Consider the following 24,980-nt stretch of genomic DNA (forward strand, 5'->3'; position numbering starts at 1 on the left):
TGACACCTGTCCGGCCCCGTCGTTGACACTTGGGGGCCGGGGCGCCGCGCCTCCCTCTTTTCCGGCAACAAATCCGGGATTTCCATTCATCCCCGGAGCCGATTACCCCATCGGGTGATCTTGCCGGATCAGCCGAGCAGGACGGCCGGTGTCGGGTCGGCGATCAGGGCGGCGAACGTGTGCCGATCATCCCACCGGCTCGTCGTCCACGCCAGCGCGCGGGCTAAGCCTTCGGGGGTGTCGGAGGCGTGCAGGACGTCTCCGTCGACCCACCAGGACACCGAGTGCTCGGCACCCTCGGCGGCCACGACCAGGTCGTCGTGGACGACGAGCGAACCGGCCGGCAGCTCCACGCCGAGCAGGTCGCACGCCAGCCGCACCGCGCCCAGCTCCGACCAGACCACCTCGTCGCCCTCGCCGACCACGGTCCCGGAGACCTCCTCCGACGCCAGCGGCAGGGCCAGCAGTTCGGCCAGCTCCGCGGCGGAGCCGGACGAGGCCAGGACCTGGGACGGCGGCAGCACGCCGAGCAGCCACGGCAGGTCCAGCACGAGCACGTCGTCAGCCGACTCGGCGGTGCCGCTCAACGCCCGCACCCGGTCCGGTGGCTCCACGCTCACCGAGTCGGCCACCTCGGCCAGCAGGCCGTGCACGCGCAGCACCAGTGCGTCGGACAGCTTGCGCGCCGGGTCACCGAGCCGGGCGATCAGCTCGGTCACGTCGTCCGCGTCGACCACGCTCAACGACGTGCGCACGCCCGCCGCGGCCAGCACGTGCGGCGGCAGGTCGACCGGCGGCACGACGTCGTACAGCCCTTCCAGCCCGTCCGCGTCGGCCAGCCGCCACGACCCGAGCGGCACGCCGTCGATCGTCGCGTAGCGGGCCAGCCACCAGCCGGTGTAGCCGTCCGGCTCGGTCACCGCGCGCCACGCCGCCGGGTCGGCGGCCATCATCGCCAGCGCCCGCGGCCACTGGTCGCGCGCCACCAGGTCGAGGTCGCGGATGCCGAGCACGCGCGTCGGCGGCACGTCGAACGCGTCCCACCAGTAGCCCTCGTCGGCCAGGTCGTGGTCGGGTTCGGTGGGCGAGTCGTCCTCGACCACGGTGAACCCGTCGATCACGCCGACGTCGGTCAGCACCGAGCGCGGCCACTCGGCGGCCACCGCCGGGTCGAGCACGCCGAACGGCGCGTCGGTCTCCAGCACGGACAGCAGCGCCGAGTCCGGCAGCACGAGCTCGTCGGCGCGCCGCCACTCGCCGTCGGTCGACGGCAGCGCCAGCTCGGCCAGCCACGGCCGCCCGCCGGCGCGCGACACCAGCCGCAGCACGGTCCGCACCAGGTCGGGGCCGTCCAGCGCGGGGTCGTCGAGGCTGCGGTGGACGGCTTCGCGCACCGCGTCGGAGTCCAGCAGCTCGGCCGGGCCGGCTTCGGTCGCGCCCAGTCGCAGCAGCAGCGGGTGGGCCGCTTCGGGGTGCGCGATCCGCAGGCCCGGCACCGAGAACAGCTCGGCGTCGGTGCCGACGAGCACGCCGCGCGGGCTGCTCACCAGCCTGCCGTCGACCAGTGGCACGGGCAGGCTGCCCAGTTCCTCGCGGGCGGTGGAGTCGACGTCGGCGACCGGTGACAGCGCGTCGTACACCTGGTGCCACCACGAGGGGTCGCCGCCGACGCCGGCGAGCGCGGCGACCACTTCGGACACCCCGAGCCGCGGCACGTCCAGCGCGGCCAGCGCCTTCGCGTGCGGTGGCAAGGTGAGCTCGTGGTCCAGCAGGCCGGGGATCACGTCCTCCAGCAGCTCGACCAGCTCGAACGACGCCAGGTCCAGCACCTTCGCCGCGGCCGGGGCGGCCCACTCGCCGTCCGCCAGCGGCAGCCACGACGCCGTCCGCAGCGCCGCGAGGATGCCGGTCCGCAGCCGGTCGTCCACTTCGGACAGGGGGAACCCGGGCAGCGGCACGAGCGCGGTCCGCTCGACCGCGGGCAGCTCGCCCACCAGTTCCGGGTAGGCCAGCGCGGCCTGCTCCAGCACGAACGACGCCGCCGCGCCCGCCAGCACCCGCCGCCGCGACGGCTCCACGGGCAGGGTGGCGATCAGCCGGGCGGGCAGGGACAGCTTCTCGTCGGTCGGCGTGGGCGCGTGCAGCACGTCGCCGGACAGCGGTTCGTCCATCGGCCACGCCCAGCACACCGACCAGTGCGGCCGCGACTCCACGCCCGCGACCAGCGACGCGGGCAGCTCGCCGCCGGCGCGGTGCACCAGCCACCGCTGCGCCCCGGTGGGCCCGGTGAGCACGACGACACCGTCGGCCTCGGACCGCTCCCACGCGTCCGCGCCGACCTCGATCCGCCGCAACCCGGGCAGCGCCAGCAGCAGGTCCGGCACCTGCAGGGCGAACTCGGCGAGCAACCCCTCCGCGCTCACCTTCAGGGGCAACCGGACCTCGGTGTCGAACCCTTCGGGCACGTCGACCTCGTCGGACGGCCACACGAGCCGCAGCACGGGCACGTCACCGCCGCGCGCGGACGCCAGCGACGGCACCGCCTCGCGCGTGCGGGAGGCCGAGAACGCCACCGACCCCGACCGCGACACCACGCGCGGCTCGTCGGTCACCGCGAGGACGGCGGCGAACCCCACGCCGAACTGGCCGACGGTGTCGGTCGCCTTCGACGACGCGCGCAGCGACGCCAGCGCCGCGACACCGGCCGCGTCCAGCGGCGCGCCCGTGTTCGCCGCCCGCAACTCACCGTCCACGAGGGACAGCCGGAGCACGCCGGGCTGGTCACCGGCCGCGTCGGACGCGTTCTGGGCGAGCTCCACCAGCAGCCGGTCGCGGTAGCCGCCGAGCCGGAGGTCCTCCTCGGCGTTGGCGTCCTCGCGGAACCGGGTGGGCGAGCCGCGCCACGCGGCCAGCACCGACTCGCGCAGCGCCTCGGTGCCGAACGGGTCCGCGCTCACTTCCCGCTCTCGTCGGCCGCCGGGTTGGCCTCCACGTCCAGCACCGCGTCGTCGTAGACGACCTCGGCGACCGGCACCAGCGGGCCGCCCTCGACCTCGACCTCGGAGTGCGCGCCGCACCCGTACTCGACGTGCACCACGTGGCCGTCGGCCGGCGTCATCTCGTTCGCGCACACCCCGAAGGCGGCGCCGAGCGACCCGGCGATGCGGGTGTAGAAGCCGCACGTGCCGCAGGTCGCGGGGGCGCTGCGGGCCATCTCGCTGCGCGGGCCGAAGTCACCGCCGTGCCAGCGCTGGGCGGCGTCGAGCACGCCCTCCCGCGACAGCACGCGCACGCGGCCGAGACCGACCTCGAGCGCGACCTCCTCCACCGCCGGGTCGTCCGAGCCGACGTACCCGGGCGCGAGCCGCGGGTCGTCCTCGGGCGTGGGCAGCAGGTCGCCGACACCGAGGTCGCCGGCGCGGACGCGCTCGTGCCACGGCACCCACTCGGGCGCGACCAGCGCGTCCTCGCCGGGCAGGAGCACGACCTCGCTCACCGACAGCGGCGTGCCGGGCCCGGCGAACGCGACCGTGACGGCCCAGTTCCAGCCGCGGTAACCGGCGTGCTGGGCCTCGAACAGGTGGGTCGCCGAGACCTCGTCCTCGGCGACGGTGCCCACGTGGTCGCCGACGCGTTCCTCGCCCGCCTCCTCCTCTGCGGCGGCTCGGGCGAGCTGGACTGCCTCGGGGTCGGCGAGCGCGGGATCGGGCTGGCGGGTCGGCGTGGCGGTCACAGGTGAATTGTGCCGCACGTCTTCGCAGCCCCGTGCACACGTGCCACCCTTTCGGACGTGCGGTGGCTCCTGATGGCGGTGGTCCTGGTCTGGTCGGCGGCGTGCACCACCCCGCCGAGCGGTCCAACACCGGGGCCGACCCGGGTCGAGGTGCTGGGCACGCTGCCCCACGACACCGGGGCGTTCACGCAGGGCTTGGAGCTCTCCGACGGCGTCCTCTACGAGGGCACCGGGCTGGAGGGCCGGTCGTCGCTGCGCCGCCTCGACCCCGGGACCGGCCGGGTCGAGCACCGCGTGGACCTGCCCGAACCGCTGTTCGGCGAGGGCATCACCGTGGTCGGCGACCGGATCTGGCAGCTCACCTGGCGGGACGGCGTGGCCATCGAGCGGGACCGGGACACGCTCGAAGAAGTGAGGCGCGTCACCTACGAGGGTGAGGGTTGGGGTCTGTGCCGCGACGGCGGCCGGCTGGTGATGAGCGACGGCAGCGACGAGCTGGCGTTCCGCGACCCGACCTCGTTCGCCGAGACGGGCACGGTCGCCGTGCGCCGCGACGGGCAGCCGGTCACCCGCCTCAACGAGCTGGAGTGCGTCGACGGTCAGGTGTGGGCCAACGTGTGGCAGACCGACGAGGTGGTGCGCATCGACCCGGCGAACGGCCAGGTCACGGCCACCGTGGACCTCAGCGGCCTGCGCCCGCCGGACGTGCCCGCCTCGGACGTGCTCAACGGCATCGCGGCCGTGCCGGGCACCGACGAGTTCCTGGTGACGGGGAAGAACTGGCCGACGATCTTCCGGGTCCGCTTCACCCGGCAGTGACCTACCGTCTGGCACGTGGACATCGACCTCGACAACATCGCCCGCGCCGCCGAGACCATCGACCCCGTCTTCCGCGGCACACCGCAGTACGTCGACGAGCAGCTGTGCGCCGCGCTGGACCGCCGCGTGCTGGTCAAGGTCGAGACCGTGAACCCGCTGCGCAGCTTCAAGGGCCGCGGCGCGGACTTCCTGGGCGCGACGCTGCCGCCCGGCCGCCCGGTGGTGTGCGCGTCGGCGGGCAACTTCGGCCAGGCCGTGGCCTACGTGGGCCGCCGCCGCGGCTTCCCGGTCGAGGTGTTCGTCTCCGAGTCGGCCGTCCGCGACAAGGTGCGCCGGATGAAGTCGCTGGGCGCGTCCGTCACCGAGGTGCCCGGCGACTTCACCGGGGCCAAGGACGCCGCCCGCGAGCACGCCCAGCGGACCGGCGCGGTCTTCGTGGAGGACGGCCGTGACGTCGCCATCACCGAGGGCGCGGGCAGCATCGCCGTCGAGCTGCTCCGCTCCGGCGTCCCGTTCGACACCGCCGTGGTCCCGGTCGGCGACGGCGCCCTGATCACCGGCGTGGCCCGCTGGCTGAAGGAGCACTCCCCGCGCACCCGGATCGTCGGCGTCTGCGCCGAGGGCGCGCCGGCCCTCGCCCGGGCCTGGGCGGGCCGCCCGGTGGCCGACACGCCCATCGACACCATCGCCGACGGGATCGCCGTCCGCGTCCCCGTCCCGGCCGCCATCCCCCGCCTCAGGGCCCTCGTGGACGACATGCTGCTCGTGCCCGACGACGCCATTCGAGACGCGATGTCGCTGGCCCGGGACGCGCTGGGCCTGGTGCTCGAACCGGCGGGTGCGATCGGCCTCGCCGCCATCGCCGCCGCCGACGTCCCGGGCGAGACGATCGCCACCGTGCTCACCGGCGGCAATGTGTGAGACAGCCCGCACCGGGTGAGGCAGGATTGGAGGCGTGACACCCCCTCGGCCGGAAGACCAGTCGCGGCGGTACCCGTGGGAGGACGACGAGTACAAGCCGCGCACCCGGCCGTACCCGACCCCCGGCGCGCCACCGCCCCCGGACCCGCCCGGCCACCGCGAGTCGGCCCGCTTCACCCCGCCGCCGGACGACAAGCCGACCGCGCCGACGCTGCCGAAGAAGCTGACCGTCACCCGCGTGGCCTGGTTCCGCACCCGGCAGCTGAGCAGCCAGGCCCTGGCCGCGTTCCGCAAGGCCGCGCACGCCGACGGCGCGAAGCAGTCCGGCCTGTCGTCGCTGACCTACGCGGTGATGCTGAACTACGCGGCCGACGCCGCCATGGCCGTCGCCCTGGCCAACACCCTGTTCTTCTCCGCCGCCTCGGGCGAGAGCCGGGGCAAGGTCGCGCTCTACCTGCTGATCACCGTCGCGCCGTTCGCCCTGGTCGCCCCCGTGATCGGCCCGGCGCTGGACCGCATCCAGCACGGCAGGCGGGTGGCGCTGGCGGCGTCCTGCGTGATCCGCGTCTTCCTGTCCATCGTGATGGCGCTGAACTTCGACAACTGGGGTTTGTACCCGGCCGCCCTGGGCAGCATGGTGCTGTCCAAGTCGTTCACCGTCCTCAAGGCCGCGATCACCCCCCGCGTGCTGCCGCGCGAGATCACCCTGTCCAAGACCAACGCCCGGATGACCGTCTTCGGGCTCGCCGCGGGCGGCGTGTTCGGCGCGGTCGCCGCCGGTTTCGCCAACCTGTTCGGCTCCCCGGGAGCCCTCTGGTTCACCGCCGCGCTCTGCCTGGCCAACGCCTACTACTGCCTGCGCATCCCCTCGTGGGTCGAGGTCACCGAGGGCGAGGTCCCCACCTCGCTGCGCGCCAAGCCGCACAAGCCCAAGCGCCAGGCACTGGGCCGCACCGTCGTGGTCGCCCTCTGGGGCAACGGCGCGATCCGCATGCTGACCGGCTTCCTCATGCTCTTCGCCGCCTTCGTCGTCCGCGCCCAGACCGAGGGCGACGCCCTCATGCAGGTCCTCCTGCTGGGCGTCATCGCCGGCGCCGCCGGCATCGGCAGCTTCCTCGGCAACGCCGTCGGCGCGCGCCTCCAGTTCGGCTCACCGGACCAGGTCGTCATCGGCTGCCTCACCGCCGCCCTGCTGACCGTCGTCCTGGCCGCCGTCCTCCCCGGCCTGGTCACCGCCGCGGCCGTCGGCCTGGTCGGCGCGACCGCCAGCTCCCTGGCCAAGGTCTCCCTCGACGCCGTCATCCAGGACGACGTCCCCGACGAGTCCCGCGCCTCCGCCTTCGGCCGCTCGGAAACCATCCTCCAGCTGGGCTGGGTCTTCGGCGGCGCCATCGGCGTCCTGCTGCCCACCGAGTACTGGATCGGCTTCACCGTCCTCGCCGTCCTGCTGGCCGTCGGCCTGGCCCAGACCATCCAGACCAAGCGCGGCACGACCCTGATCCCGGGACTGGGCGGCGACCGCCCACTGCGGCCCGCACCGGTCGTGCCCCGACCGGGCACGTAGGCTCGACCGCCGTGCGCCGAGCCCTGATCCCCGTGTCGCTGCTGGTGGTCCTCTCCGGCTGCGCGGCGGCACCCACCAACCCCGAGGTGACGTTCTACGCGGACGGCAAGACGATCAACGTCCGCCCGTCCCAGTACTGCGACCTCCAGTCGGAGAACTGCGACGTCGACCCGGACGCCGTCGGCGTGCTGCGCGTCCGCCCGGGCAAACCGGTCCAGATCTCCGTCCCGGGCGACCTGGCCGACACCGCCTGGTCGGTCAAGTTCACCTACCGCAACGCCCAGGGCGAACCGCAGGAACCGCTGCGCAGCAAACTGTTCACCGAACGCGACCCGAAATACGCCTACACCCTCGTGCTCCCCAACCCCGACGACCAACTGGAAACCGTCGAGGTCCAGCAATACGGAGCCCGCATCGAGACCAGCACCACCGGCGCGTTCGACTTCGTCGCCCGAGGAACCTGGATCCTCTCCGTCGAGGACCACAGCAACCAATAACCACCGCGCCACAACGGACCCGCCACCAGCCCACAAGGCTCGATGTGACATGGGTTCGGGTGCTTCAGGCTGGTCGAAGCCGGCAGGTCCGGCGGGACGCTCTTCCCCGCCGGACCTGCCGGCTTTGGCCTGCCTGGAGTGCCCGTAAGGGCCTTATGTCACATCGGGCCGAACCGGACCACCGAGCCGCCGATCCGAAAGCGACTTGCCGAACCCGGCTCCCGGAAACCCGACTCCCCCGAACACCCGGCTTTACGGATCCAACTCCCGCGCCACCGCCCGAACCACCTCTGCGATGAGCTTCGTGTTCTTCCGATCCGGGTACCGCCCCCGCCGCAACTCGGGCTGCACCTTCACCTCCAACAGCTTGATCATGTCCTCGATCAAGCCGTGCAGCTCCTCCGCGGGCCGGCGGCGCGCCTCCGCCACCGACGGCGCCGGGTCGATCAGCCGGACCGACAGCGCCTGCGGCCCGCGCCTGCCCTCGGCCATGCCGAACTCGATCCGCTGACCGGCCTTCAAGCCCTCGACACCCGGAGGCAGCGCGGATTTCCGCACGTAGACGTCTTCGCCACCGTCCTGTGTGACGAAGCCGAAGCCCTTCTCCGAGTCGTACCACTTGACCTTGCCGGTCGGCACCGTTCTCACCAATCCCTTTGCGATCACACGACGAACGCGCCCCGGGGCGTGCCCGAGGCGCGTCCCCCCAGACTATCCAGAACACCATCCCGGGGGCACCTCCGATCGCGCGACTACCCCGCCACCACCGCGCGACTACGCTCCACCCCATGTCGACCACGAAGACCACGAAGCTGATGGCGCCGGCAGTGGCGTTGTTCGCGCTCGGCGTGGCGGCCATCGTCGCGATGTTCGTCGCGGGCGAACGCGGCCTGCCCGCCTGGGTGTTCGCCGCGGGCTGGCTGCTCGCCCCCGCCGGGCTCGCGCTGGGCGTGCTCAGCGCGGTCCGGAGCGCCCGACCCCGACCCCGGCGCTGAGCCGGTCGGCGTTCGCCCGCAGCCACCCCGGGAACCCCGTCAGGTCCGGCAGCACGACGTCCGCGCCCTCGGCGGCCAGCTCCTCGGCGTCGCACGGCCCGCTGACCACGCCCACGGACACCGCGCCGGCCGCCTTCGCGCCCCGCACGTCACCGACGTGGTCGCCGACGTACACCGCCGCGCCGTGCGCTTTCAACGCCTCGGCCTTGCCGGTCGACCACAGCTCGCCGAACAGGTGGTCGACCTCCCAGTCGAACGCGGCCAGGTGCAGCGCCGCGTTCGCCCGGTACTTGCCCGTCACCACGATCGTCGTCCCGCCCAGCTCACGCACCGCCGCAAGCGCTTGCGCCGCGCCGGGGAGGGCGACCGTGGCCGGGATGACGACCTCCGGGTACAGCTCGCGGAACCGGGCGATCAGGCCGGGGATGTCCGCCTCCGGCACGCCGAAGTCGCGGTAGATCATGTCCAGGGGCGGGCCGAGGTTGGCCGCGAAGTGCGCCCCGTCCAGCGGGTAGCCGCTCTCGGCCGCGACGGCGTCCATCACCGCCGCCATGCCCGGCCTGGGGTCGATCAACGTCATGTCCAGGTCGAATCCCACCGTCAGCGGCACGGTTCGCACCCTATGCGCTGTGCCAAGCTTTGCGCCGTGACGGAACTCACCCGGGCCCTGCTCGACGCGGCGGTGGAGCTGATCGCGGCGCACGGCTCACGCGGTCTGCGCATGGCGGAGGTCGCCGCCAGGGCGGGCGTGAGCAGGCAGACCGTCTACAACGAGTTCGGCAACCGGGAACGGCTCATCCAGGCCGTGGCGCTGCACAAGACCGGCGAGTTCCTCGACGGCGTGCGGGAGCGGCTGGCCGGCACCGACGACCCGCTGGAGGGGCTGCGCCGCGGCATCGCGTTCGCGTTCGACCTGGCCGCCCGCGACCCGCTGGCCAAGTCCGTGCTGAACGGCGCGAACGCCGAGGACATGCTGCCGCTGCTGACGACCCGGGGCCGGCCGGTCCTGACGCTGGCCACCTCGGTCTTCGCCCAGCACATCCGCGCCCACTGGCGGACGCTGCCCGACGCGCGCGTGCACCTGATCGCGGACACGATCGTGCGGGTGGCCCTGAGCCACCTGCTCACGCCGAGCAGCCGCCGCCTCGACTCCGTCGTGCTGGTGACCGAGGCTTTACTCGCCCACCAGCACTAGCAGGGGAGCCCTACCGGCTCGCCGAACCCGGCGGGACCTTCCGCACCACGGGAGCCGCCCGGTTCCCCCGCCGCGCGTCCGCCCGCCTGGGCGCCTCGCGCCGACGGGTCACCACCAGCACCGGCTCGGCCGCCTCGGCCGCCCGCCGTCGCTTGACGACCACGAGCCCCGCCACCCCGGCCAGCGCCACACCCGCGAGCTTCCACGCCTTAGCCATGCCTACCCCTGCCCCACCGTCACGTCGTCGTAGTCCAGGCCGATCCGCTCGGCGGCCCTGGTGAGCGTGCGCAGGATCGCCAACGACTCGGAGGGCCGCATGGACGGGCTCTCCGTCTCACCCGCCCGCACCCGCCGCACGACCTCGCGCAACTGCGGAACGTACCCCGCGCCCTCCTGCTCGTGCCGGTGCTCCACCCCGTTCACCACGATGCGGCTCGGGTTGTAGAGCGCCTCCGGCAGCTCCACCAGCCCCTTCGTCCCGTACACGACCGCACCGGACCGCAACGGGCTGACCAGCGAGGACCCCAGCAACGCGTGCACGCCGCCCTCGTAGCCCAGCAGCATCCCGATCTCGGCGTCCACGCCGCCGACCAGCCGCCCGTGCGCCTGCACGGTCTCCGGCTCGCCCAGCACCAGGTGCGCGAACGACACCGGGTAGATGCCCAGGTCGAACAACGACCCGCCGCCGAGCGCCTTGTTCCACAGCCGGTGCGAGGGGTCGTGGTCGAGGGTGAAGCCGAAGTCCGCCCGCACCGACCGGACCTCGCCGATCTCACCGCTCGCGATCAGCTCCGACATCCGCACGACGAGCGGGTTGAAGCGGGTCCAGATGGCCTCCATGAAGAACAGGCCGCGCTCACCCGCCAGGTGCACGACGTCCTGCAACTGGGCCAGCGTCAACGTGGCGGGCTTCTCGCACAGCACGTGCTTGCCCGCCTCCAGCGCCGCGCGCGTCACCGCGTGGTGCTGGACGTGCGGCGTGGCGACGTAGACGACGTCCACGTCCGGGTCGGCCAACAGGTCGGCGTAGTCGCCGTACGCGCGGGCGATCCCGTGCTTGGCCGCGAAGGCTTCGGCCTTGGGCAGCGCGCGCGACGAGACCGCGAGCACCTCGACGTCGGGCAGCAGGCGGAGGTCGCCGGTGACGACGTCGGCGATGCCGCCCGTCGCCACGACGCCCCAGCGGAGTTTGTTCGGCACGGGACGGGAGCTTAATCGGGCAAGATGGACCCGTGAGGCTCATCCTGAACCTGATCTGGCTGGTCCTGAGCGGCTTCTGGCTGGCCGTCGGGTACGTGGTGGCCGGCGTGGTGTGCTGCGTGCTGATCGTGACCATCCCGTGGGGGCTGGCCTCGTTCCGCATCGCCAACTACGCGCTGTGGCCGTTCGGTCGCACGGTGGTGGACCGGCCCGGCGCGGGCGCGCCGTCCCTGCTGGGCAACGTCATCTGGATCGTCGTGGCGGGCATCTGGCTGGCCATCGGCCACGTCGTGACCGGTGTGCTGCTGTGCGTGACGATCATCGGCATCCCGCTCGGCGTGGCGAACTTCAAGCTGGTGCCGGTGTCGTTGATGCCGCTGGGCAAGGAGATCGTGCCCGTCCCCTGACCGCGGCTCACCCCGACAGGTCGTCCAGCTCCACGACCAGGCACGGACCGCCGCTGTAGAGCCCGGCGTCCACCGCGAGGACCTTGCCGTCGGCGTACCGCAGCGGCCCGTCGATCTCCTCCGGCGACACGCCGAGCTGGTCGGCGATGACGCTGTGCCCGTGCACGACCTCCCGGCCGCCGAGCACGTCGAGCAGCTCGGCCGCCACCTCCGCGCCGTCCGGGCCGCGGAACGCGTAGCGGGTCGTCATCTTGCGCCAGCACTCCCACCAGTGCTCCAGGTCGTCGCCGCGCAGCACCTCCCGCACGGCCTCGTTGACCTCGTCGATCGTGGCGCCCCACTCCAGGTACGCGAGCGTGTCGGAGTGCATCAGCAGGTGCCCGTCGACCTCGGTGAGCACGCGGCGGGTGGTGAGCCACTCGATGTGGGCGTCGGTGAGCCGGTCCTGGTCGCTGCGCAGGCCGCCGTTGAGCAGCCAGCTGCGGGCGAAGCTGCGGGGCGTCGGCGCGCCGGGCACGTTCCGGTCGCCGAACCGGTGCATGCCCAGCAGCAGCACCTCGTGGTTGCCGACCAGGGCGTCGACCCGGCCGCCGCTCTGCTCGGCCAGCCGCATCACGAACTCGATGACGCCGATGCCGTCGGGGCCGCGGTCGACGAAGTCGCCGAGGAACCACAGCTCCGCGTCACCGCCGCACCAGTCACCGTCGGCGTCGACCAGGCCCGAGGTGTGCAGGGCGCGGGTCAGCTCGGCGAGGTGCCCGTGCACGTCGCCGACCACGAAGAGCGGTCGTTCCACACCTGCGACGATAAGCGACGCGGGGGTGTGGTGCGCAAAAGTCGATCAGCCACGCCGCCGGCACTTCGGCCCGGGTGGCCGCCGACCTCCCCCGCCGGGGTGAGTTCCGGGCCGTTCGCCGTGACGGATGCCCGGCCGCGGGCTCTCAAGGGGCATGAGAGAACAGCTGGAAGAAGTCGCGGGCGAGCTGGACGAGGTGATGGTCGCGGTGGCCGCGCACGCCGGGGCGACGTGGCACCCGTGGCAGCACGTGGAGTGGCTGCGCCTGCAAGCGGACCTGCTGGACCGGCTGGGCGCGGCGTTCGGCGGCCCCGGGTCGTGCCGGGCGGAGCTGCTGCGCGACCGGGCGGAACGGCTCGCCGACCGGATCAACGGCGTGCCGGCCGCCCGCGACACGACCCCGCCCGACCGCGTCGGACCGCCCCACCAGCGCGTCCGCCCGGCCCCGCCGCACGTCGAGCCCCGGCTCAAGCCTCGTCCGGGAACGGGTCGGCCGAGTGACCGACCAGGTCCGCGATCGACTTGACCACCCGGGTCGGCCGGTACGGGTACAGCTCCGCCGTCGACTCCGCCGAGATGCCGGTGAGCACCAGGATCGTGCGCAACCCGGCCTCCAGCCCGGACCGCACGTCGGTGTCCATCCGGTCGCCGATCATCAGCGTCGTCTCCGAGTGCGCGCCCAGCGCCCGCAGCGCCGACCGCATCATCAACGGGTTCGGCTTGCCCACGTAATAAGGCGCGCGGCCGGTGGCGCGCTCGATCAGCGCGGCGATCGAGCCGGTCGCGGGCAGCGAGCCCTCCCGGGACGGGCCGGTGGCGTCCGGGTTGGTCGCGATGAACCGCGCGCCCTCCTCCACCAGCCGGATCGCCTTGGTGATCGCGGTGAAGCTGTAGGTGCGGGTCTCGCCGAGCACCACGTAGTCCGGGTCGCGGTCGGTCAGCACGTACCCGATCTCGTGCAGCGCCGTGGTCAGGCCCGCCTCGCCGATCACGAACGCCGAGCCGCCCGGCCGCTGGGAGTCGAGGAACCTCGCGGTCGCCAGCGCGGAGGTCCAGATCGCCGCCTCCGGCACCTCCAGGCCGGTGCGGGACAGCCTGGCCCGCAGGTCGCGCTGGGTGTAGATGGAGTTGTTCGTGAGCACCATGAACGGGATGTCGTTCGCGGTGAGCTCGGCGACGAACTCGCTCGACCCCGGGATCGGGTGCTCCTCGTGCACGAGCACGCCGTCCATGTCCATCAGGTAGTTCCACTGAGCGGCCATGGCGGACATGCTGCCGGCTCAGGCGTCGATCACGCGCCGGCGGAACGTCTCGATGAGCACCTGGTTGTAGCGCTCCAGCACGTCCCGCTCGGCCGGGGTGAACCGCGACAGCACCTCGCGCAGCGTCTCCTGCGCCCCGACGAACAGCTCGCCGAGCTCACCCCCCTCCCGCACGGTGACCTCGACCAGCACCTTGCGCCGGTCGTGCGGGTCGCGGACCCGCCGCACGTACCCGGCCCGCTCCAGCCGGTCGATCACCCCGGTCACCGCGCCGGTGGACAGCCCGGACAGCTCGGCGATCCGGCCGGCGGTGATCGGGCCCTCCGCGCGCAGGGCCAGGTCCAGGCACTTCTCGTCGGTGGGCGACAGGCCCATCCGCTCGGCCACCCGGCTGTGGAACAGGACGGTGAGCGCGCTGGTCTCCCGCGCGTAGACGCTGAACCGCTCCAGCACGTCCGCGGGCACCTCGTGCTCACTGGTCATGCCGGGCAATTTAGCGTTCCGGGCGCCCGGTTCGGCAGCCTCGTCCACCTCGCCACGCCCCGCTGTCCCCCATTTCCAGCAGCACCCACAAGTGTCCGCCGATTACCCTGGTTGGGGTGACAGCTGTCGAGTTGGGGCTACCCGTCGTGCGCGGCAACCCGGACACCTCCGAACGGCCGGGCTCACCGCTGCTGGTGGACCGGTTCGGCCGGGTCGCCACCGACCTGCGCGTGTCGTTGACCGACCGCTGCAACCTGCGCTGCACCTACTGCATGCCCGCCGAGGGCCTGGACTGGCTGCCGAAGCCGGACCTGCTCTCCGACGACGAGCTCACCCGGCTGATCGGGATCGCGGTGACCCGCCTGGGCGTGACCGACGTCCGGTTCACCGGCGGCGAGCCGCTGCTGCGGCCCGGGCTGGACGACGTGATCGCGCGCACCGCCGCGCTCGACCCGCGGCCCCGCATCTCGATGACCACGAACGGGTTGACCCTGGCCAAGCGGGCCGCCGGGCTGGTCGCCGCGGGCCTGGACCGGGTGAACGTCTCGCTCGACACCCTCGACCCCGACCGCTTCCACCGCCTCACCCGCCGCAACCGGCTGGGGGACGTGTTCGCGGGCCTGGCCGCCGCGCGCGAGGCCGGGCTGGCGCCGGTCAAGGTGAACACGGTGCTGATGCGGGGCGTGAACGAGGACGAGGCCGTGCCGCTGCTGCGCCACTGCCTGGAGCACGGCTACCAGCTGCGGTTCATCGAGCAGATGCCGCTGGACCCGCAGCACGGCTGGAATCGGGACGACATGGTGACCGCCGAGGAGATCCTGGCGTCCCTGCGCGCCGAGTTCACCCTGACGCCCGAGCCGGGCGAGCGGGGCGGCGCGCCCGCCGAGCGGTGGCTGGTGGACGGCGGCCCGGCCGTGGTGGGCGTGATCGCGTCGGTGACGCGGCCGTTCTGCGCGGCGTGCGACCGGACCCGGCTCACCGCGGACGGCCAGGTGCGCAACTGCCTGTTCAGCCGGTCGGAGACGGACCTGAGGGCGTTGCTGCGCGGCGGCGCGTCGGACGAGGAGGTCGCGGCGGTGTGGCGGGGCAACGCGTGGGCGAAGGCGGAGGGGCACGGCATCAACTCGGCCGGGTTCAGCCAGCCCGACCGGCCCATGAGCGCGATCGGAGGATGAGGTGCGGCTGACCGTTCGGTACTTCGCGGGGGCGCGGGCGGCGGTGGGCGTGCCGGACGAGAGCTTCGAGCTGCCCGGCGACGCGGCCACCGTCGGGGCCGCGATCGAGGCCGTCCGGGGCCGGCACGGCGAGAAGGTGGCCCGCGTGCTGCCCGCGTGCAGCTTCCTGCTGGACGGCGTGGCGGTTCGTGATCATGACACGGCAGTGTTGTCCGGGTCACAACTCGACGTGTTGCCACCCTTCGCCGGTGGCTGAGACTTCTCCACTCGTGCGGATTAATACGTGAGGTAAACCTCACTTACTGTGATTGATCTCGGCGAATCTCGGAACGGAAACAGACCGATAACGGTGCCCTGAGCAGCCTAAACGGGGCAGTCGAGGAGTCACCCTGTCGCGTTACAGTGACGCGCGTCACATGCCAGATCATTTGGCGCGCGGCTCCCGGTTACGTACCGTCGCTTCTCGGTTGGCCCCGACCGACCAGAGCTAGACCGGGACGCCTCGCACCGAACCTGTCCAACGGCGCCCCGGAACACCCCCGAGCGAGAGACAACCACCGGACAGGGATCAAGCCGAGCGGCGTACCGGGCCCGAACCCGAGCCGGTCGTGCAGGTGCGGGTGGACGAGAGGGAAATGGCTTCTTACCGAGGCAAGCACCGCCCGACCACCAGTCCCGCCGCCCGGAGCATCGCGAAGGTCGCCGTCGCCGGCGTCATCGTGGGCGCCCCGCTGGCCATGGCCGCCGGCACCGCCGGTGCCCAGGGCTCCGGCGTCAACTGGGACGCGGTCGCCGCGTGCGAGAGTGGCGGCAACTGGAGCATCAACACCGGCAACGGCTACTACGGCGGCTTGCAGTTCCTGCCGTCCACGTGGACCGCGCACGGCGGCTCCGGCATGCCCCACCAGGCTTCCCGCGAGGAGCAGATCCGCGTTGCCGAGAACGTGATGCAGACCCAGGGCATCGGCGCATGGCCGGTGTGCGGGCCCAAGGGCCTCGGCGGCGCCCCCGCGCCGGCGAAGGCCAAGCCGGCCCCGGTGCAGCAGGCCGCCCCGAAGCAGGCTGCCCCGGCCCCGACGCAGTCCGCCCCGGTCCAGCAGGCGCCCGCGCCCGTGACCGTGGCGCTGCCGAGCTCCAACCCGAACGGCGACTACGAGATCAAGGCCGGCGACAGCCTGTCGAAGATCGCGGACGAGCTGAAGATCGAGGGTGGCTGGGCCAAGCTGCACGAGCTGAACAAGCAGTTCATCCCGAACGCCGACCTCATCCTGCCGGGTCACAAGATCGCGACCAAGTGACCCGTCGCCGGCGCGAGCCGGTGCACGACGGAACCGGACCTCGGACCGCCCCCCTCGGCGGTCCGGGGTCCGCACCCGTTGCGGCGTGAGAGCCCCGTTCAGGGCATGTTGACCCACTCGTCGGTACCGTCGGTGAAGACCTGCCGCTTCCACACGGGCAGCCGCCGCTTCACCTCGTCGACGAGCTCCGAGCACACCGCGAACGCCTCGCCCCGGTGCTCGGCGGACACGGCGCACGCCAGCGCCACGTCCCCGATCGCCAGCGGGCCGACCCGGTGCGACACGGCGACGGCGCGCACGCCCTCGAACCGGCCCACCACGTCCGCCACCACCTCGGCCACCACGGCGGCGGCCGTCGGGTGACCGACGTACTCCAGCTCGCGCACCGAACGCCCGTGGTCGTGGTCGCGCACCACCCCGGCGAACGTCACCACCGCGCCCGCCGCCGCGTGCTCCACGAGCTTCGCGTGCTCGTCCACGGACAGCGGTTGGTCGCTCACGGTCGCCCGCAGCACCTCGGTCATGCGTGGTCACCTCCGGCCACCTGGTCGACGGCGTGCTCCAGCAGGGTCGCGAGCACGTCCAGCCCGTCGCGCACCCCGCCGGTCGAGCCGGGCAGGTTCACCACGAACGTGCGGCCGGCCACCCCCGCCACCCCGCGCGACAGCACGGCGGTGGGCACGCGCGGCCAGCCTGACATGCGGATCGCGTCAGCTACACCCGGCACTTCGAAGTCCAGCACGGACCGGGTCGCCTCCGGCGTGCGGTCGGTGGGGCTGATGCCCGTGCCGCCGGTCGTGACGACGACCGACACCCCGTCCGCCACGGCCGCGCGCAACGCCTCGGCCACCGGCTCGCCGTCCGGCACGACCACCGGGTCCGGCACGTCGTAGGACCGGTCCCGGAGCCACTGGACGATGATCGGCCCGCCGCGGTCGGCGTACACGCCCGCGGACGCCCGGTTGGACGCCGTCACGACCCGCGCGGTCCTCACGGGCGCTCCCACAGGCCGGTCTTGCCGCCTTCCTTGCGCTCGACCCGCACCGCGTCCAGCGACGCCGCCGGGTCCACCGCCTTGACCATGTCGTGCAGCGTCAGCCCGGCCACCGACACGGCCGTCAACGCCTCCATCTCCACGCCCGTGCGGTCCGTGGTGCGGACGGTCGCCGTGATGCGGACCTCGGCGTCACCCAGCGTCAGGTCGACCTTGACGCTGGACAGCGCGATGGGGTGGCAGAGCGGCACGAGTTCCCACGTCCGCTTGGCCGCCATGATCCCGGCGATCCGCGCCGTGGCGAGCGCGTCACCCTTGGGCAGGCCGTCCCGGCCCAGCAACGCCACCACCTCGTGCGTGGTCCGCAGCACACCGGACGCCACCGCCGTGCGCGTGGTCGGCTCCTTCTCGGACACGTCGACCATGCGCGCCGCGCCGGCGGCGTCCAAGTGGGTGAACTGAGTCATACCAGCGATGCTAGGCGGAAGCGGACTCCACAGCGGCCTTGCGGACCGCTTCGGCGACCGCCGGGGCCACCGTGTTGTCGAACACGCTCGGCACGATGAACGAGGCGTTGAGCCGGTCGCCGTCCACCACGTCCGCGATCGCGTTCGCCGCCGCGATGAGCATCGAGTCGGTGATGGTGCGGGCGTGCGCGTCCAGCAGGCCCCGGAACACGCCCGGGAACGCCAGCACGTTGTTGATCTGGTTCGGGAAGTCGCTGCGCCCGGTGGCCACGACGGCGGCGTGCTTCTGCGCCTCCATCGGGTCGATCTCCGGGTCCGGGTTGGCCAGCGCGAACACGATGGCGTCCTGGTTCATCGTGGCGACCTGCTCCGCGCCGAACAGGTTCGGGGCCGACACGCCGATGAACACGTCCGCGCCCACCAGCGCGTCGTGCAGCCGGCCGCTGACGTTGTCCTTGTTGGTCGACGCCGCGATGGACCTGAGGTTGTCGTCCAGGCCGGGCCGGTCGCGGTGCACGATGCCGTCCACGTCGACCGCCACCACGTCACCGGGCTCCTGCTTGAGCAGCAGCCGGATGATCGCGCTGCCCGCCGCGCCCACCCCGCACACCACGACCTTGCAGTCGGAGATCTTCTTGCCGACCACGCGCAGGGCGTTGCGCAGCGCGCCGACGACGACGATCGCGGTGCCGTGCTGGTCGTCGTGGAAGACCGGGATGTCCAGCTTCTCCCGCAGCCGCGCCTCGATCTCGAAGCAGCGGGGCGCGGCGATGTCCTCGAGGTTGATGCCGCCGTAGACGGGGGCGATCAGCTCGACCGCGCGGATGATCTCCTCGGTGTCCTGGGTGTCCAGGCACACCGGCCAGGCGTCCACGCCCGCGAACTTCTTGAACAGCGCCGCCTTGCCCTCCATCACCGGCAGCGCGGCGGCGGGGCCGATGTTGCCCAGGCCGAGCACGGCCGAGCCGTCGGTGACCACGGCGACCGTGTTGCGCTTGATGGTGAGGCGACGGGCGTCGTCGGGGTTCTCCGCGATGGCCATGCAGACCCGGGCGACGCCGGGCGTGTAGGCGCGGGAGAGGTCGTCGCGGTTGCGCAGCGGCACCTTGGACGAGATCTCGATCTTGCCGCCGAGGTGGACCAGGAACGTCCGGTCGGACACCTTGCGGACCACGATCCCCGGCAGCAGCTCCAGGGTGTCGGTGATGTCCTTGGCGTGGTTGGCCGACAGCGCGTTGCAGGTGAGGTCGATGATCACCCGGTCGGTGTGCGACTCGACGACGTCGAACGCGGTGATCACGCCGCCCGCCCGGCCCACGGCCGAGGTCAGGTCGCCGGCGGCCGACGCCGACGGCGGGGCCTCCAGCCGGACGGTGATCGAGTAACCAGGGCCGGGGACCGGCATCGAACCTCCCAGACAGCACAGCTCAAGAGGGTTCGAGGGTAGTCCCGGCAGAATTACGGAACGCGCGCGGCTCGACGGCCGCGCGCGTCGGCGCTAGCGGTTGATCTCGGTGACCGGGTGGCGGTAGCCGAGCTCCTCGACCGGCAGCGGGAAGGTGACCTTGCCGAACGGGGACATCGCGCCCTGCACGTCGCTGGCCAGCTCGGACACCGCGTACTTGCCGTCGGCGGGCGGCTCCGGCCAGTGCGGGTCGATGCGCTCGGGGCGGGCCTTGGCCACGGTTCCTCCTCGGTGGTGTTCGTCGTCGACAAGTGTGCCTCATCCGCGCCGGTGGCGACTCGGGGTGGTCGGCGGCGAAAAGCGAGAGCCACGTCACGGGTGTGATCCCTACCCTCGTGCGGGTGGAGCTGCTGAACGTGGTCGACGTCGAGGCGACGTGCTGGGACGGCCAACCGCCGCCCGGCCAGGTCAACGAGATCATCGAGATCGGGCTGACCACCGTCTCGCTGGACGCCGGCGAACGGGTCGCCAAGCACCGCGTCCTCGTGCGCCCGCGCCGGTCGACCGTCAGCGCGTTCTGCACCGGGCTGACCGGCCTCACCCAGGCCGAGGTGGACACCGGCGTGGACTTCGCCGAGGCGTGCCGGCTGCTCGCGGTCGAGCACGAGGCCGGCGTGCGGCCGTGGGCGAGCTGGGGAGACTACGACCGCAAGCAGTTCGCGCGGCAGTGCCGGGCGACCGGCGTGCCCTACCCGTTCGGCCGGCGGCACTGGAACGCGAAGCAGGTGTTCACGCAGGCCCACGGCCTGCGCAAGCGGCCCGGCATGGCGCAGGCGCTGGAGCTCGCCGACCTGCCGCTGAAGGGCAGGCACCACAGCGGCGCGGACGACGCGTGGAACATCGCCGCGCTGGTCCTGCACCTGGCCGGGCGCGACGCCTGGCCCGCCGAGCCCACCCACGCCGGGTGAGCGGGAGGCGGGTTTCGGGGGCTGGTCAGCGCCACGCCGGTGGTCGGCATATACCGTGGTGAGGATGTCCGGCACGACCCTCGCCGAGTGGCTGCGGGCGCAGGACGACTCCGCGCTCGTGGCCCTGCTGCGCGCCCGGCCGGACCTGGCCACGCCCCCGCCGGCCGACACGACCGTGCTCGCCACCCGCATCGGGTCGCGGGCGTCGGTGGCGCGGGCCTGCGAAGACCTCGACACGGTGACGCTGACGGTGCTCGAAGCGCTGCTCGTGCTGGACGCCGACCTCAAGCCGGTCGGCCGGGGCGCCGTGCAGGAGCTGTTCGGCGAGACCGACATCGGCGCGGCCCTGGACGCGCTGCGCGCCCGCGCCCTGCTGTGGGGCGGCGACCACGCGCTGTCCACCCCGCCCGCGACCCGGGACGCGGTCAACCCGTTCCCCTGCGGTCTCGGCCGCTCCGTGCCGCGCCTGGCCGACGCCGACCTGAGCGCGCTCGACCCGGACGAGCACCGCGTGCTGGAGACCCTCGCCGCCGGGCCGCCGGTCGGGCAGACGAAGGACGCCGCGCACGTCGTCTCGCTGGCCAACGCCAAGACCCCCATCCAGAAGCTGCTCGCCCGCGGCCTGCTGGTCCGCCGCGACGCGCAGACCGTCGAGCTGCCCCGCGAGATCGGGTTGAAGGTCCGCGGTGACCGGCCGCTCGGCGCCGTCCGGACCACCGAACCGCCGCTGACCACGTTCCGCCGCGACCCGTCCGACGTCGACCACACCGGCGGCGGCGAGGCGCTGGAGCTGTCCCGGCACGTCGAGACGCTGCTCAAGAGCTGGTCGGAGGAGCCCCCCGCGGTGCTGCGGTCCGGCGGCGTGGGCGTGCGGGAGCTGCGCAAGCTCGCCAAGGACCTCGACGTGGACGAGCGGCGGGCCGCGCTGCTGGTGGAGCTGGTCGTCAACGCGGGCCTGGTCGCCGACACCGAGGGCCTGGAGCCCGAGTGGGTGCCGACCACGCAGACCGACGCGTGGCTGGTCGCCGCGCCCGAGCACCGGTGGGCGACGCTGGCCCAGGCGTGGCTCGACCTGCCGCGGCTGCCCGGTCTGATCGGGCAGCGGGACGACCGGGACCGCCTGCTCAACCCCCTCGCGCCGGAGCTCAACCGGCCGGGTGCGCCCCGCGACCGGCGGCGCATCCTCGAAGCCCTGGCCGCGTTGCCGCCGGGCACCGCCGTGACCGACCCGGACGAGCTGGCCGCCGTGCTGGCGTGGCGGGCGCCCCGGCGCGGCGGGCGGCTGCGGGACGAGCTGGTGCGCTGGACCGTCGAGGAGGGCACGCGGGTCGGCGTGCTCGCGCACAACGCGCTCACCGCCCAGGGCCGGGCACTGCTGACCGAGGGGTCCGGGCCGGCCGCGAAGCGGCTCGCCGACGCGCTGCCCGCGCCGGTCGACCACGTGCTGGTGCAGGCGGACCTGACCGTCGTCGCGCCCGGGCGGCTCGACCCGGAGCTGGCCGACGAGATCGCGCTGGTCGCGGACGTCGAGTCGGCGGGCAGCGCCACCGTCTACCGGGTGCGCGAGGACTCCGTGCGGCGGGCGTTCGACGCCGGGCGCAGCGCCGCCGACCTGCACGAGCTGTTCCGCAGCCGGTCCCGCACGCCGGTGCCGCAGTCGTTGACGTACCTGATCGACGACGCGGCCCGCCGGCACGGCCGGTTGCGCGGCGGGGCGGCCGGGTCGTTCCTGCGCTGCGACGACCCGGTGCTGATCGCCGAGGTGATGGCGCACGCGGCGGCGGAGCGGCTGGCGCTGCGCAAGATCGCGCCGACCGTGCTGGTCAGCCCGCTGCCGCTGGCCGAGGTGCTGGACGGGCTGCGGGCCGCCGGTTTCGCGCCCGCCGCCGAGGGACCGGACGGGCACGTGCTGGACCTGCGGGCCGGTGGGCGCCGGATCGCGGGCAAGGGCAGGCGCCGGCCGGTGCAGCCGAGCACGCCGTCGGAGGAGCAGCTGGGCGAGCTGGTGCGGCTGGTGCGCGCCGGCGACCGGGCGGCGACGACCACCGGCGGCGCGCGGGTGTCCGTGCCGGGCAACCTGGGCGCGGGACCGTCGGCGACGCTGGCGCTGCTGCAACGGGCCGTGAAGGAGGGCCGCAGCGTGCTGGTCGACTTCGTGGACGGCCACGGCACCGCCGCCCGCCGCGTGATCACGCCGCAGCTCGTGGGCGGCGGCGTGCTGGAGGGCGTGGACGTCGCCTACGGCGAGGTCCGCCGCTTCCCCCTGCACCGCATCACGTCCGCCGCCCTGGTCGAGGACGACAGAGCGTAATCCCCGTTCGGAACAGATGATCACCCGATCGGCGACCGCACCACGCCCTAGCGTCAAACCGCGGCCCCAAGCCGCACCACATCACCACCTGTGCATCGAACCGGCCGGGTGAACCCCGCCCCGCTCGGGCACGCCGAAGGGCGGCCTCCTACGAGGAGACCGCCCTTCAGCACGTCCTACCGACCCGGAAGCCGGTCAGCCCGCCCGCACCGACATCCACTGCCGCATCGCGTGCTCGACCAGCGTGATCAACGTCTGCTTCGTCGACTGCCGGTTACGAGCGTCACAAGTCACTATCGGCACCGACTGGTCGATCGTGAGCGCCTCCCGCACGTCCTCGATGCGGTGACCTGGTTCACGCGACTCTGCGAGGAAGACCCGGAGAGCGCGGACTTGATCGAGGAGGCGATCGACCACCTCGCCCGCGAAGGACCACGGCTGGGGCGCCCCTTGGTCGATCGGATCAAAGGGTCACGGCACCACAACATGAAGGAACTGCGGCCCGCATCGTCGGGTGCGAGCGAGGTACGGATCGTTTTCGCGTTCGACCCGCGCCGACGAGCGATCCTCCTGGTCGCCGGTGACAAATCGGGCGACTGGCGGGGTTGGTACGAACGCAACGTCCCAGTGGCCGACCGGCGGTTCGATGAGCACCTGGCCGAGCTGGACACGCGCGAGGGAAAGGACTGATCGATGGCTCGTTCCTGGAAGGACGTGAAGGCCGACAGGGCCCGGCGCGACCAGGCTGCGGGGCGGGACATGGAACTGGCGCGGGAAGAAGCACGCAACCGCACCCAGGCATATGTCGTCGGCTTCCGCTTGACCCAGTTGCGCGAGCAGCAGGGCCTGTCCCAGAGCGAGGTCGCGGCGCGCATGGGCATCAGCCAGCCCCGGGTCAGCCAACTCGAGCGCGGCGAAGTCGACCAGATGGTCGTGGACACGCTCGAGCGCTACATCACCGCGCTGGGCGGCCACCTGCGCTTCGTCGCCGGTTTCGACGACCACGACGTGGTGATCTCGACCAGCGGCGTCGACCGGACCGCCGTCACGACCTGACCCCGCCCCGCTCGGGCACGCCGAAGGGCGGCCTCCTACGAGGAGACCGCCCTTCAGCACGTCCTACCGACCCGGAAGCCGGTCAGCCCGCCCGCACCGACATCCACTGCCGCATCGCGTGCTCGACCAGCGTGATCAACGTCTGCTTCGTCGACTGCCGGTTACGAGCGTCACAAGTCACTATCGGCACCGACTGGTCGATCGTGAGCGCCTCCCGCACGTCCTCGATGCGGTGGTGCAGCAGACCGTCGAAGCAGTTCACCCCCACGACGTACGGCAACTGCCGATCGTCGAAGAAGTCGATCGAGGCGAACGCGTCGGCCAACCGGCGCGTGTCGACCAGCACGATCGCACCGATCGCACCCCGCACCAAGTCGTCCCACATGAACCAGAACCGGTGCTGACCCGGTGTCCCGAACAGGTACAGGATCAAATCCTGGTCCAGCGACACCCGGCCGAAGTCCATCGCCACCGTCGTGGTGACCTTGTTCGGCGTCGCCGACAGGTCGTCCACCCCGGCGCTCGCCTCGGTCATCACCGCTTCCGTGGTCAGCGGAACGATCTCCGACACGGAACCGACGAACGTCGTCTTGCCCACGCCGAAGCCACCGGCCACCACGATCTTCGCGGACGTCGTCGGCTTCTTGGCGCCTTCGGCCGCGTTGGGGCTAGAGCCTGCGAAGCCCACTGAGCACCCTCTCAAGGAATTCAATGGACGGCCGGTCCCCCACGACCAAGCCACCCTGGTGAATCAAAACCAAACCCATGCTCGCCATGTCGCCGATCAACACCCGCACCACCCCGAGGGGGAGCCGGAGGTGAGCGGCGACCTCGGCCACCGACCTGGTGTCGGTGCACAACCCGCAGATCGACCGGTGCTCGGGGAGCACCGCCGCGTCGCGCTCGAGCCCGCGTTCGCTGGTCGACACCAGCGCTTCGATCGCGAGGTCGTAATCGGGCCGGGTGCGGCCACCGGTCCGGGTGTACGGGCGGACCAGGGACCCGGACTCGGCCGCGGGGTTCTCCTCGCGCCGCACGACCGGCTGCGGACCGGTCGTGTAGGGCACCTGCTCCGGAACGCTGTCGGGCAGGCCGTGGGCACCGAAGAGATCGGCGCCCGGACCTCCGAACAGGCCGCTGCCGTACCCGTCGATGTCGAACCGGTTGGGAACGTCGTCGTAGTCGTACGACGAGTCGTCAACCTCACGCTGAGACATATCGTCTTGCCCCTGCCCTGTGCCTTCGACCCGTGGCCCCGGCGCCTGTTCCGCCCGGCGGCCCGGCCACGAGTTGGGTGCGTCCTCGGCTTCCTCGTCCTGTGCGGGGTCGGCATCCGGCTCAGCGAATTGGAAGCCCCCGACCGCCCACTCCTGGTAGTTGAAGTTCCTACCGAAGCGTCGGCCGCCGGCGCCAGATCGTTCAGCCATTTACCTT

General features: G+C 72.7%; 31 protein-coding genes and 1 pseudogene. 15 read left to right on the forward strand and 17 right to left on the reverse strand.

The genetic code is table 11. From position 1 onward, the window contains the following. Positions 1–128: 128 nt before the first annotated feature. Together ACIQMJ_RS02545 and ACIQMJ_RS02550 are read right to left on the reverse strand one after the other, a co-directional pair. Positions 129–2,957: a sacsin N-terminal ATP-binding-like domain-containing protein gene (locus tag ACIQMJ_RS02545; RefSeq protein ID WP_499759243.1), complete on the reverse strand. Its 2,829-nt coding sequence runs from the start codon at positions 2,955–2,957 to the stop codon at positions 129–131. Beyond that, on the reverse strand, positions 2,954–3,733 hold the full coding sequence (locus ACIQMJ_RS02550; RefSeq protein ID WP_499759244.1) for a DUF3027 domain-containing protein: 780 nt from the start codon (positions 3,731–3,733) through the stop codon (positions 2,954–2,956). Before ACIQMJ_RS02550 ends, ACIQMJ_RS02545 begins: the two co-directional genes overlap by 4 nt. 72 nt (positions 3,734–3,805) lie before the next feature. Between ACIQMJ_RS02550 and ACIQMJ_RS02555 the strand changes: the two genes are divergently transcribed. Genes ACIQMJ_RS02555 through ACIQMJ_RS02570 form a run of 4 tightly spaced genes read left to right on the forward strand, consistent with a single transcriptional unit; the run spans position 3,806 to position 7,534 of the window. Continuing rightward, on the forward strand, positions 3,806–4,552 hold the full coding sequence (locus tag ACIQMJ_RS02555) for a glutaminyl-peptide cyclotransferase (protein WP_499760232.1): 747 nt from the start codon (positions 3,806–3,808) through the stop codon (positions 4,550–4,552). A gap of 15 nt (positions 4,553–4,567) precedes the next feature. Then, positions 4,568–5,473 carry a threonine ammonia-lyase gene (locus ACIQMJ_RS02560; RefSeq protein ID WP_499759245.1) on the forward strand — a complete coding sequence of 302 codons (906 nt, stop codon included), beginning with the start codon at positions 4,568–4,570 and terminating at the stop codon, positions 5,471–5,473. Positions 5,474–5,507: 34 nt separating this feature from the next. After that, positions 5,508–7,037, forward strand: a complete 1,530-nt coding sequence (locus tag ACIQMJ_RS02565; RefSeq protein WP_499759246.1) for an MFS transporter — start codon at positions 5,508–5,510, stop codon at positions 7,035–7,037. An 11-nt stretch (positions 7,038–7,048) separates the two neighbouring features. After that, a complete protein-coding gene (locus ACIQMJ_RS02570; protein ID WP_499759247.1) occupies positions 7,049–7,534 on the forward strand; it encodes a DUF2771 family protein in 486 nt (161 codons plus the stop codon). A gap of 252 nt (positions 7,535–7,786) precedes the next feature. On the opposite strand, the gene ACIQMJ_RS02575 is transcribed toward ACIQMJ_RS02570, so the two are convergent. Further along, positions 7,787–8,173, reverse strand: coding sequence for a cold-shock protein (locus ACIQMJ_RS02575; protein ID WP_141979393.1), 387 nt, complete (start codon positions 8,171–8,173; stop codon positions 7,787–7,789). Positions 8,174–8,322: 149 nt separating this feature from the next. Between ACIQMJ_RS02575 and ACIQMJ_RS02580 the strand changes: the two genes are divergently transcribed. Further along, positions 8,323–8,529, forward strand: coding sequence for a hypothetical protein (locus ACIQMJ_RS02580; RefSeq protein ID WP_499759248.1), 207 nt, complete (start codon positions 8,323–8,325; stop codon positions 8,527–8,529). On the opposite strand, the gene ACIQMJ_RS02585 is transcribed toward ACIQMJ_RS02580, so the two are convergent. After that, positions 8,489–9,139 (reverse strand): HAD family hydrolase, encoded by a 651-nt coding sequence (locus ACIQMJ_RS02585; protein WP_499759249.1) that lies wholly within the window; start codon positions 9,137–9,139, stop codon positions 8,489–8,491. The genes ACIQMJ_RS02580 and ACIQMJ_RS02585 overlap by 41 nt on opposite strands. Before the next feature lie 36 nt (positions 9,140–9,175). Here ACIQMJ_RS02585 and ACIQMJ_RS02590 point away from each other — a divergent pair, with 36 nt between their 5' ends. Then, on the forward strand, positions 9,176–9,724 hold the full coding sequence (locus tag ACIQMJ_RS02590; RefSeq protein ID WP_499759250.1) for a TetR/AcrR family transcriptional regulator: 549 nt from the start codon (positions 9,176–9,178) through the stop codon (positions 9,722–9,724). 10 nt (positions 9,725–9,734) lie between these two features. On the opposite strand, the gene ACIQMJ_RS02595 is transcribed toward ACIQMJ_RS02590, so the two are convergent. Both ACIQMJ_RS02595 and ACIQMJ_RS02600 read right to left on the reverse strand, forming a co-directional pair. Then, on the reverse strand, positions 9,735–9,941 hold the full coding sequence (locus tag ACIQMJ_RS02595; protein ID WP_499759251.1) for a hypothetical protein: 207 nt from the start codon (positions 9,939–9,941) through the stop codon (positions 9,735–9,737). A gap of 2 nt (positions 9,942–9,943) precedes the next feature. Further along, on the reverse strand, positions 9,944–10,924 hold the full coding sequence (locus ACIQMJ_RS02600; protein WP_499759252.1) for a Gfo/Idh/MocA family protein: 981 nt from the start codon (positions 10,922–10,924) through the stop codon (positions 9,944–9,946). Positions 10,925–10,956: 32 nt separating this feature from the next. Between ACIQMJ_RS02600 and ACIQMJ_RS02605 the strand changes: the two genes are divergently transcribed. Beyond that, positions 10,957–11,331, forward strand: coding sequence for a YccF domain-containing protein (locus tag ACIQMJ_RS02605; protein ID WP_499759253.1), 375 nt, complete (start codon positions 10,957–10,959; stop codon positions 11,329–11,331). A 7-nt stretch (positions 11,332–11,338) separates the two neighbouring features. Here ACIQMJ_RS02605 and ACIQMJ_RS02610 read toward each other — a convergent pair whose 3' ends face one another. Beyond that, on the reverse strand, positions 11,339–12,127 hold the full coding sequence (locus ACIQMJ_RS02610) for a metallophosphoesterase (RefSeq protein WP_499759254.1): 789 nt from the start codon (positions 12,125–12,127) through the stop codon (positions 11,339–11,341). A 154-nt stretch (positions 12,128–12,281) separates the two neighbouring features. On the opposite strand from ACIQMJ_RS02610, the gene ACIQMJ_RS02615 reads away from it, so the two are divergent. Next, the gene (locus tag ACIQMJ_RS02615; RefSeq protein WP_499759255.1) at positions 12,282–12,653 is read left to right on the forward strand and encodes a hypothetical protein; all 372 of its coding nucleotides are present in this window, start codon (positions 12,282–12,284) and stop codon (positions 12,651–12,653) included. Here ACIQMJ_RS02615 and ACIQMJ_RS02620 read toward each other — a convergent pair. After that, positions 12,595–13,389 carry an HAD-IIA family hydrolase gene (locus ACIQMJ_RS02620; protein ID WP_499759256.1) on the reverse strand — a complete coding sequence of 265 codons (795 nt, stop codon included), beginning with the start codon at positions 13,387–13,389 and terminating at the stop codon, positions 12,595–12,597. The two genes, ACIQMJ_RS02615 and ACIQMJ_RS02620, sit on opposite strands and share 59 nt — an antisense overlap. Before the next feature lie 18 nt (positions 13,390–13,407). Further along, positions 13,408–13,872 carry a MarR family winged helix-turn-helix transcriptional regulator gene (locus ACIQMJ_RS02625; RefSeq protein ID WP_499759257.1) on the reverse strand — a complete coding sequence of 155 codons (465 nt, stop codon included), beginning with the start codon at positions 13,870–13,872 and terminating at the stop codon, positions 13,408–13,410. A 116-nt stretch (positions 13,873–13,988) separates the two neighbouring features. Here ACIQMJ_RS02625 and moaA point away from each other — a divergent pair, with 116 nt between their 5' ends. The 3 genes from moaA to ACIQMJ_RS02640 all read left to right on the forward strand — a co-directional run bounded on the left by moaA (position 13,989) and on the right by ACIQMJ_RS02640 (position 16,345). Further along, a complete protein-coding gene (gene moaA, locus ACIQMJ_RS02630; RefSeq protein ID WP_499759258.1) occupies positions 13,989–15,047 on the forward strand; it encodes a GTP 3',8-cyclase MoaA in 1,059 nt (352 codons plus the stop codon). Position 15,048: 1 nt separating this feature from the next. After that, complete coding sequence (locus ACIQMJ_RS02635; RefSeq protein ID WP_499759259.1) at positions 15,049–15,303, forward strand: MoaD/ThiS family protein; 255 nt, start codon at positions 15,049–15,051, stop codon at positions 15,301–15,303. Positions 15,304–15,682: 379 nt separating this feature from the next. Further along, a complete protein-coding gene (locus ACIQMJ_RS02640) occupies positions 15,683–16,345 on the forward strand; it encodes a transglycosylase family protein (RefSeq protein WP_499759260.1) in 663 nt (220 codons plus the stop codon). 98 nt (positions 16,346–16,443) lie between these two features. On the opposite strand, the gene ACIQMJ_RS02645 is transcribed toward ACIQMJ_RS02640, so the two are convergent. From ACIQMJ_RS02645 to ACIQMJ_RS02665, 5 genes are all read right to left on the reverse strand, one after another. Next, positions 16,444–16,869 carry a molybdenum cofactor biosynthesis protein MoaE gene (locus ACIQMJ_RS02645; protein ID WP_499759261.1) on the reverse strand — a complete coding sequence of 142 codons (426 nt, stop codon included), beginning with the start codon at positions 16,867–16,869 and terminating at the stop codon, positions 16,444–16,446. Continuing rightward, complete coding sequence (locus ACIQMJ_RS02650) at positions 16,866–17,339, reverse strand: MogA/MoaB family molybdenum cofactor biosynthesis protein (protein WP_499759262.1); 474 nt, start codon at positions 17,337–17,339, stop codon at positions 16,866–16,868. Before ACIQMJ_RS02650 ends, ACIQMJ_RS02645 begins: the two co-directional genes overlap by 4 nt. Next, positions 17,336–17,806: a cyclic pyranopterin monophosphate synthase MoaC gene (moaC, locus tag ACIQMJ_RS02655; RefSeq protein ID WP_499759263.1), complete on the reverse strand. Its 471-nt coding sequence runs from the start codon at positions 17,804–17,806 to the stop codon at positions 17,336–17,338. The genes ACIQMJ_RS02650 and moaC overlap by 4 nt, the downstream gene beginning before the upstream one ends. A gap of 10 nt (positions 17,807–17,816) precedes the next feature. Continuing rightward, positions 17,817–19,211, reverse strand: a complete 1,395-nt coding sequence (locus tag ACIQMJ_RS02660; RefSeq protein ID WP_499759264.1) for an NAD-dependent malic enzyme — start codon at positions 19,209–19,211, stop codon at positions 17,817–17,819. A gap of 93 nt (positions 19,212–19,304) precedes the next feature. Continuing rightward, positions 19,305–19,490, reverse strand: coding sequence for a hypothetical protein (locus ACIQMJ_RS02665; protein ID WP_387483796.1), 186 nt, complete (start codon positions 19,488–19,490; stop codon positions 19,305–19,307). 122 nt (positions 19,491–19,612) lie between these two features. Here ACIQMJ_RS02665 and ACIQMJ_RS02670 point away from each other — a divergent pair, with 122 nt between their 5' ends. Both ACIQMJ_RS02670 and ACIQMJ_RS02675 read left to right on the forward strand, forming a co-directional pair. Continuing rightward, positions 19,613–20,179, forward strand: a complete 567-nt coding sequence (locus ACIQMJ_RS02670; protein ID WP_499759265.1) for a 3'-5' exonuclease — start codon at positions 19,613–19,615, stop codon at positions 20,177–20,179. 64 nt (positions 20,180–20,243) lie between these two features. Then, positions 20,244–22,490, forward strand: coding sequence for a helicase-associated domain-containing protein (locus ACIQMJ_RS02675; RefSeq protein ID WP_499759266.1), 2,247 nt, complete (start codon positions 20,244–20,246; stop codon positions 22,488–22,490). A gap of 195 nt (positions 22,491–22,685) precedes the next feature. On the opposite strand, the pseudogene ACIQMJ_RS02680 reads toward ACIQMJ_RS02675, so the two are convergent. Then, positions 22,686–22,838 (reverse strand): annotated as a pseudogene (locus ACIQMJ_RS02680) (ATP-binding protein); the annotation flags it as partial. On the opposite strand from ACIQMJ_RS02680, the gene ACIQMJ_RS02685 reads away from it, so the two are divergent. Both ACIQMJ_RS02685 and ACIQMJ_RS02690 read left to right on the forward strand, forming a co-directional pair. Next, complete coding sequence (locus ACIQMJ_RS02685; RefSeq protein ID WP_499759267.1) at positions 22,836–23,180, forward strand: type II toxin-antitoxin system RelE/ParE family toxin; 345 nt, start codon at positions 22,836–22,838, stop codon at positions 23,178–23,180. The pseudogene ACIQMJ_RS02680 and the gene ACIQMJ_RS02685 sit on opposite strands and share 3 nt — an antisense overlap. Before the next feature lie 3 nt (positions 23,181–23,183). Then, positions 23,184–23,546, forward strand: a complete 363-nt coding sequence (locus ACIQMJ_RS02690; RefSeq protein ID WP_499759268.1) for an XRE family transcriptional regulator — start codon at positions 23,184–23,186, stop codon at positions 23,544–23,546. Between the two features lie 82 nt (positions 23,547–23,628). Here the strand turns inward: ACIQMJ_RS02690 and ACIQMJ_RS02695 are convergent, their stop codons facing one another. Then, complete coding sequence (locus ACIQMJ_RS02695) at positions 23,629–24,234, reverse strand: GTP-binding protein (protein ID WP_106617122.1); 606 nt, start codon at positions 24,232–24,234, stop codon at positions 23,629–23,631. Next, positions 24,215–24,973: a DUF742 domain-containing protein gene (locus ACIQMJ_RS02700; protein ID WP_499759269.1), complete on the reverse strand. Its 759-nt coding sequence runs from the start codon at positions 24,971–24,973 to the stop codon at positions 24,215–24,217. Before ACIQMJ_RS02700 ends, ACIQMJ_RS02695 begins: the two co-directional genes overlap by 20 nt. Between the last annotated feature and the right edge of the window lie 7 nt (positions 24,974–24,980).

This window comes from Actinosynnema sp. NPDC091369, from assembly GCF_044757065.1.
In the GTDB taxonomy this organism is placed as follows: Bacteria; Actinomycetota; Actinomycetes; order Mycobacteriales; family Pseudonocardiaceae; genus Actinosynnema.

Coding starts and splice junctions, on each gene's coding strand:
- ACIQMJ_RS02595 (WP_499759251.1), bottom strand. CDS start 9,941: ATGGCTAAGGCGTGGAAGCTCGCGGGTGTGGCGCTGGCCGGGGTGGCG.
- ACIQMJ_RS02620 (WP_499759256.1), bottom strand. CDS start 13,389: ATGGCCGCTCAGTGGAACTACCTGATGGACATGGACGGCGTGCTCGTG.
- ACIQMJ_RS02700 (WP_499759269.1), bottom strand. CDS start 24,973: ATGGCTGAACGATCTGGCGCCGGCGGCCGACGCTTCGGTAGGAACTTC.
- ACIQMJ_RS02660 (WP_499759264.1), bottom strand. CDS start 19,211: ATGCCGGTCCCCGGCCCTGGTTACTCGATCACCGTCCGGCTGGAGGCC.
- moaC (WP_499759263.1), bottom strand. CDS start 17,806: ATGACTCAGTTCACCCACTTGGACGCCGCCGGCGCGGCGCGCATGGTC.
- ACIQMJ_RS02615 (WP_499759255.1), top strand. CDS start 12,282: ATGAGAGAACAGCTGGAAGAAGTCGCGGGCGAGCTGGACGAGGTGATG.
- ACIQMJ_RS02640 (WP_499759260.1), top strand. CDS start 15,683: ATGGCTTCTTACCGAGGCAAGCACCGCCCGACCACCAGTCCCGCCGCC.
- ACIQMJ_RS02645 (WP_499759261.1), bottom strand. CDS start 16,869: ATGACCGAGGTGCTGCGGGCGACCGTGAGCGACCAACCGCTGTCCGTG.
- ACIQMJ_RS02675 (WP_499759266.1), top strand. CDS start 20,244: ATGTCCGGCACGACCCTCGCCGAGTGGCTGCGGGCGCAGGACGACTCC.
- ACIQMJ_RS02555 (WP_499760232.1), top strand. CDS start 3,806: ATGGCGGTGGTCCTGGTCTGGTCGGCGGCGTGCACCACCCCGCCGAGC.
- ACIQMJ_RS02580 (WP_499759248.1), top strand. CDS start 8,323: ATGTCGACCACGAAGACCACGAAGCTGATGGCGCCGGCAGTGGCGTTG.
- ACIQMJ_RS02690 (WP_499759268.1), top strand. CDS start 23,184: ATGGCTCGTTCCTGGAAGGACGTGAAGGCCGACAGGGCCCGGCGCGAC.
- ACIQMJ_RS02625 (WP_499759257.1), bottom strand. CDS start 13,872: ATGACCAGTGAGCACGAGGTGCCCGCGGACGTGCTGGAGCGGTTCAGC.